The sequence below is a fragment of the Bradyrhizobium sp. P3_C3 genome (assembly GCF_056402655.1).
In genome coordinates this window covers 1-4,772 of sequence record NZ_JBFUGY010000110.1, presented here as the reverse complement: position 1 = coordinate 4,772, position 4,772 = coordinate 1, and the positions used below count along the sequence as shown (strand labels likewise).

The window sequence follows — 4,772 nt, the reverse complement described above, 5'->3', positions numbered from 1 at the left end:
CGTAATCGGCCTCGAGCCAGAAGGCCGGAAACACGCCCTTCGCGTTCGGCAGAAACACCCGAGCCTCATAGTAACCATAATAGAAGGTTCGATGGCTTCGGATCATCGCGGACTCGAAAAGGTTCGTTCCCTCCGTCTTTTTGGCCACCAGGCTGAGCACACCGCCGGAGACGACGTGATTGTCGCGATAGCGCTGGTTCTCGTCCTTAAAATGGTCCATCGTTTCGTTGTTATAGATATAGCGGGTGGCCCATTTCGTCCGGTCAAGCTTGTCGCCGTTGAAGTCGTCCGAAAACACGAGCTCCCAACCGGCAGACCATGCCGGCTTTGTGGGCAACACCGCACTAACAAACAGCAGCGCCAGCAGCGCTGACTTATGAATTCCGGGAGTCATCATCCCTAAGATACCTTTCTCAAATCCAGCGTCATTTACGGACAGGGCGCCATCGATGTCCAGATCATGCTCCGCATTGACGGCTTCCGGGCGGGCGTTCAGGTTGCCCGGGATGTCGACGTCAGTGAGGCGAATATCCTACATTTTGCGGGTCCTTCCATGATTGCGGTCGTCAACCATCCCAAAGCGATAGCGGCTGCCCTACCGATGCTTCCCGTCCGTGTTGACGAAGCGAGGCCAAAAGGCGGAACACAGTTGCTATCGCTCGTTCCATCAGCTAACCGCTAGGCTTGCTGCAGATTGGCGAGGAAACCCGTGACGGCCGGATTTGCCCCACCCGCGCTCATTATCAATCTTGATCGCGACATTGTTCGATGGCGAAGCCTCTCGGGCGCCCTCGGCGGGCTCGGTATCGCCTATCAGAAGGTCCGCGCCGTCGACGCTCGCAAAAAGATCAACCTCATTCGCCGAATCGTTCATCGCGAGTTCGTCTATCCGTCTGAAAATCGTAATCTCACCGATGCCGAGATCGGTTGTTACCTCTCTCACATCTCCGCATTGAAGCGCATCGTGCGGCAGAATCTGCCCGCCGCGATGATCTTCGAGGATGATGTCGTTTTCGACAGCCAGTTTCGACAGTTCTACCAGAATGACCTGCCGAGATTCCTGGCGGTAAGCGATATCGTGAAATTCGAAGGCATTCACTACCCCCACACATCGAAATCCGGATTCCTGATTGCGCAAGGCGTTACAAGCGAGCTCGTTATTCGCGTGAAACCAACCCTCGGTGCTGCCGCCTATGCTGTAACCAAAGAGGGCGCCATCGCCTTGCTCAAGGCAGTCTCTGTCGCTGACCGCCCCTTTGATCATAAGCTCGCATATTATGATCGCCATTGGGTCGATTACGCGGAGACGGAACCCTTTCTTGCGCGGCAAGCCGACTACACCAGCAATCTTGAGCACGAACGCAAGGTATTCGATCTGGACGTTGATGCCTCCCGGCGGCTTCGGCGACTGCAGAATAAACTCCGGGCACCGAGCCGTGCCGCGCTGCGGTTTGCCTACATTGCGAAATTCCTGATCAAGCGCCGGCTGCGCACGCCGAGGCGAGAGTCTCTCGCCTGACGATCAAAGAGCTCGGGCGGGCGTACGGCGAAAGCCTCGACCAAGTTTGGCAAGCAGGACATTGCGCACCATGACGATTGGCCTGTGCAACGCACGCCCCAGCCAGCCTGCCCGCCGACGAAACCTGTTCATCGTTGACGTGTCAGTCTTGGATTGGTTCCACTCTTTTCGCCGATCGATCTCGATGTTGCTGACGACGGCCGCTTGCTGAATCAACAAGGGCCGGATCTCCCCAAAGGTAGCGTTGTATCCTTCATAGCCGACCAAAAGGTGATCGGTCGGCCAATCGAGGATGGAAAGGCGGCTCAACAATGCTTTCGCGCCACGCAGGTTGACCGCGTATCCGGCCGACCCAAGCGTAGGATTCAAAGGCACAATGAGTTTCGTAAACTTCCCACCGGATATGACCGGACCTGTGCGGGAGGTGTGATCATAGAAGATGCCTTCCAGCTTAACTACGTCGCAACGCGCCAGATAATGCGGCAGCTCAGTGCGATAGAACTCCAGAAAGCTGTCCGAAAACTCGGCATCATCTTCCAGGATGACCGCCCAATCGATGTTTTGTCGCACCATTCGACGCAAAATGCCCATATGGGACAGCGTGCAACAGATCTCGCCAGTAGTAAGCGGACGACCGATCTTCGTGTTAATGAAATCCCTTCTGATCACGGAGCGGATCAAGGACAATTTGCGTTTTCCGTCGATTGCCGAAAATCGGCAATAGGGCAGCTCCGCCCGAACCATAAAGTTCCGGATGCTCTCCCAACGTTCCTTGTCACGCGTCAGGTTAATGATGAAGATCGGAATATTGGTCTCGTTTGCCATGGTGCTTCCGAAAAGGCAGGGTCTTAATCGTGCAACGGGCGAACTGTAGACCAAGCATGCGGCGAGTGCTAGTTAGAGGTCAGGCAGCCAATTGCTAACTTGAGCGGGTTCACCAAATCTCGAAATCTTGCTGCTGACATCACCGTGCCCTAATCTACATTGGACAACTGAGCCTCGACGGCAAATCCCCTTACGGTTGAGCAATGAAGAACATTCTTTGGATCTGCGGACGACTGCCTACGCCGCTATTCACCGGCGACGCGCTCTACTCTGCGGGCCTGTTGAAAGCGCTGGCGCAGACCAATGAAACAGCAATCACTCTGGTTGGGACCCGCAGGTCCGACGAGCCGGTGGGCGACCATATCCTGAGCCTGCCAAACACCATTTGTGTCGACGTTCCTCCCACCCGCTCATCAGGCCTCCGGAGTCTGCTTTCGCCCCTTCCGCGAGATGCTTTCAATCTGAGTACGCCCGAACTAAGTTGGTCTTTGGCAAAACTGCTGCAGCAGAATTGGGATTGGATCGTGATCGATCACGCCTATTCCGCAGGGCCGCTCTCCGCAATTCTGCAAAACCGCAAACGCGCCTCGATCTGCTATATCTCGCATAACGCCGAAGGCGCCATCCGGCCGCGGATTGCTAGCAGCTTCAACAACCCGCTGCGCCGGACGCCCATGCGGCTGGATGCCGAAAAGTATCGCAGATTGGAGAACAGGATTCTCCAAAATGCAGATGCTGTCACGTGTATCTCTGCCGAGGATGCATCCTACTTCGAGCGGTTTTCGAAGCACGTCCACGTTGTTCCACCGGTCTATCTTGGCTCTGTCCGCCCTACCCGTCAGATCCAACCCGACTGCCCTCGCTCATTGCTGCTCCTAGGCTCTTTCGAGTGGGGCGCTAAGCAAAGGAATCTTGAACTAATCGTGGAAAGCCTGCTGCCGGCTCTCCAGCAGAATGGCGTCACTCTCAACGTCGTCGGCACAGTCCCGCCGCATTTTCGAGATCGTTTCACCCGCTTCAGCCCGCATTTGTCGTTCCATGGACGTGTCGACGATGTTTCGCCATTTGTCGCGTCCTCCCGCGGGGGGCTAGTGCCGGATTTGCTTGGCGGCGGGTTCAAACTCAAAGTTCTGGACTATGCGTTCCAGCGGCTGCCGATATTCGGTTTGCGCAATGCGCTGGCCGGCACCACGGTCACGGAACAATCGGCAATGTTCCCTTCCGACGGCTTGGACAGCCTCGCCGAGACCATCATCCGTAACATCGATGATCTTGCCACGCTCAATCGAAACCAGGATTCACTGTTCGAGTTGCTTTCCGCCCGGTTCGGCCTGGAAGCCGGAACTCGTTATCTTTCAAAGGTCTTTCTGTGAGGGGAACGACATTGTATCTTGGCCCGCAAGTGGCAGCGGGGCGACTCCAAATGGATCGGCTTCGAGGCCTGCAGACCGTCGACGCACGCTAGATGAGCTCGAACACCGCCAGCACCATGGACCCGGCGTCAGGCCCAATCTCGGGACTTCAGTCGGATTTCGAACTGAACTCGACCGGAAAGCGCTTGGTCTCGATCTCGATTTTCTCCGTCCTCTTCCTTGGCCAAATTGCTTACAACATCGGAGAATTTCCGCTCGCGGGCGATCTGGTCTGCTACGCTCTGACGACGGCCTACCTGTTAGCCTCCGGATACGCCGCGCCGAGCGTTCCTTCCCTATTTGTGTTCATAGGCGTGATCGCGCTCGCCGCGTTTCGCATTCCCTTCGCGACTTCCAACACGTCCTGGAGTTCGCTTCTGCTTCTGACCGTACTCTACCTACCATTGTGCTTCCGTTTCAAATGGCGCCCCGGACTTGAGCCTGTTCAGGATTACACGCTGAACGCCTATGTTTTGGCCGCGTCCGCGATCGCAGCAACGGCCGTTGTGCAAATCGTGGTGGTCAATGGCCTTCACCTCAAGGCACTCGCGAACATTTACTTTGTATTACCCCAATCATTGCGCGGCGCCGGTTTCTACACTTTCTTCCGTGAAGAAGGAGGCATCGTAAAAGCCAACGGGTTCTTTCTTCGTGAAGCGGCCGATCTGTCCCTTGTAACGGGGCTCGCCCTCCTCATCGAATATCGTACCAGAAAGAGATTGATCGTATTGGGTCTGCTTGCAGCGGGCTTGCTGTGCTCGTTCTCTGGCTCAGGATTGATCGCAGTGTTCGCCGGTTTGCTACTACCCAAGACGGCAAATCGCATTCCTGCCTTCATCGCCACTGCAGCCGGCGCGGTGCTATTGCTCGTCATTCTCTACAATCTGGAGCTCCCGTTTCTCGCCCCGTGGTTTGACCGCCTGTCTGAGTTTGGAAAGTCCGGAACGAGCGCTTATGCCCGATTTGTGGCCCCGATGGAGATGGTGCAAAACAGCCTCGATGGCGGGATATTAAAC

At 56.0% G+C, this 4,772-nt stretch carries 5 protein-coding genes; 3 read left to right on the top strand and 2 right to left on the bottom strand.

Translation table 11 applies throughout. The features are described from left to right. The coding region (locus AC1DW2_RS43370; RefSeq protein WP_477009160.1) for a glycoside hydrolase family 16 protein at positions 1-397 on the bottom strand (397 nt) is incomplete at its 3' end. Positions 398-709: 312 nt separating this feature from the next. On the opposite strand from AC1DW2_RS43370, the gene AC1DW2_RS43365 reads away from it, so the two are divergent. Next, complete coding sequence (locus tag AC1DW2_RS43365; protein WP_477009159.1) at positions 710-1,519, top strand: glycosyltransferase family 25 protein; 810 nt, start codon at positions 710-712, stop codon at positions 1,517-1,519. Positions 1,520-1,522: 3 nt separating this feature from the next. On the opposite strand, the gene AC1DW2_RS43360 is transcribed toward AC1DW2_RS43365, so the two are convergent. After that, positions 1,523-2,344: a glycosyltransferase family 25 protein gene (locus tag AC1DW2_RS43360; protein WP_477009158.1), complete on the bottom strand. Its 822-nt coding sequence runs from the start codon at positions 2,342-2,344 to the stop codon at positions 1,523-1,525. Positions 2,345-2,547: 203 nt separating this feature from the next. On the opposite strand from AC1DW2_RS43360, the gene AC1DW2_RS43355 reads away from it, so the two are divergent. Together AC1DW2_RS43355 and AC1DW2_RS43350 are read left to right on the top strand one after the other, a co-directional pair. Continuing rightward, complete coding sequence (locus AC1DW2_RS43355; protein ID WP_477009157.1) at positions 2,548-3,717, top strand: glycosyltransferase; 1,170 nt, start codon at positions 2,548-2,550, stop codon at positions 3,715-3,717. Positions 3,718-3,809: 92 nt separating this feature from the next. Continuing rightward, on the top strand, positions 3,810-4,772 hold a 963-nt coding region (locus AC1DW2_RS43350; RefSeq protein ID WP_477009156.1), incomplete at its 3' end, for a hypothetical protein.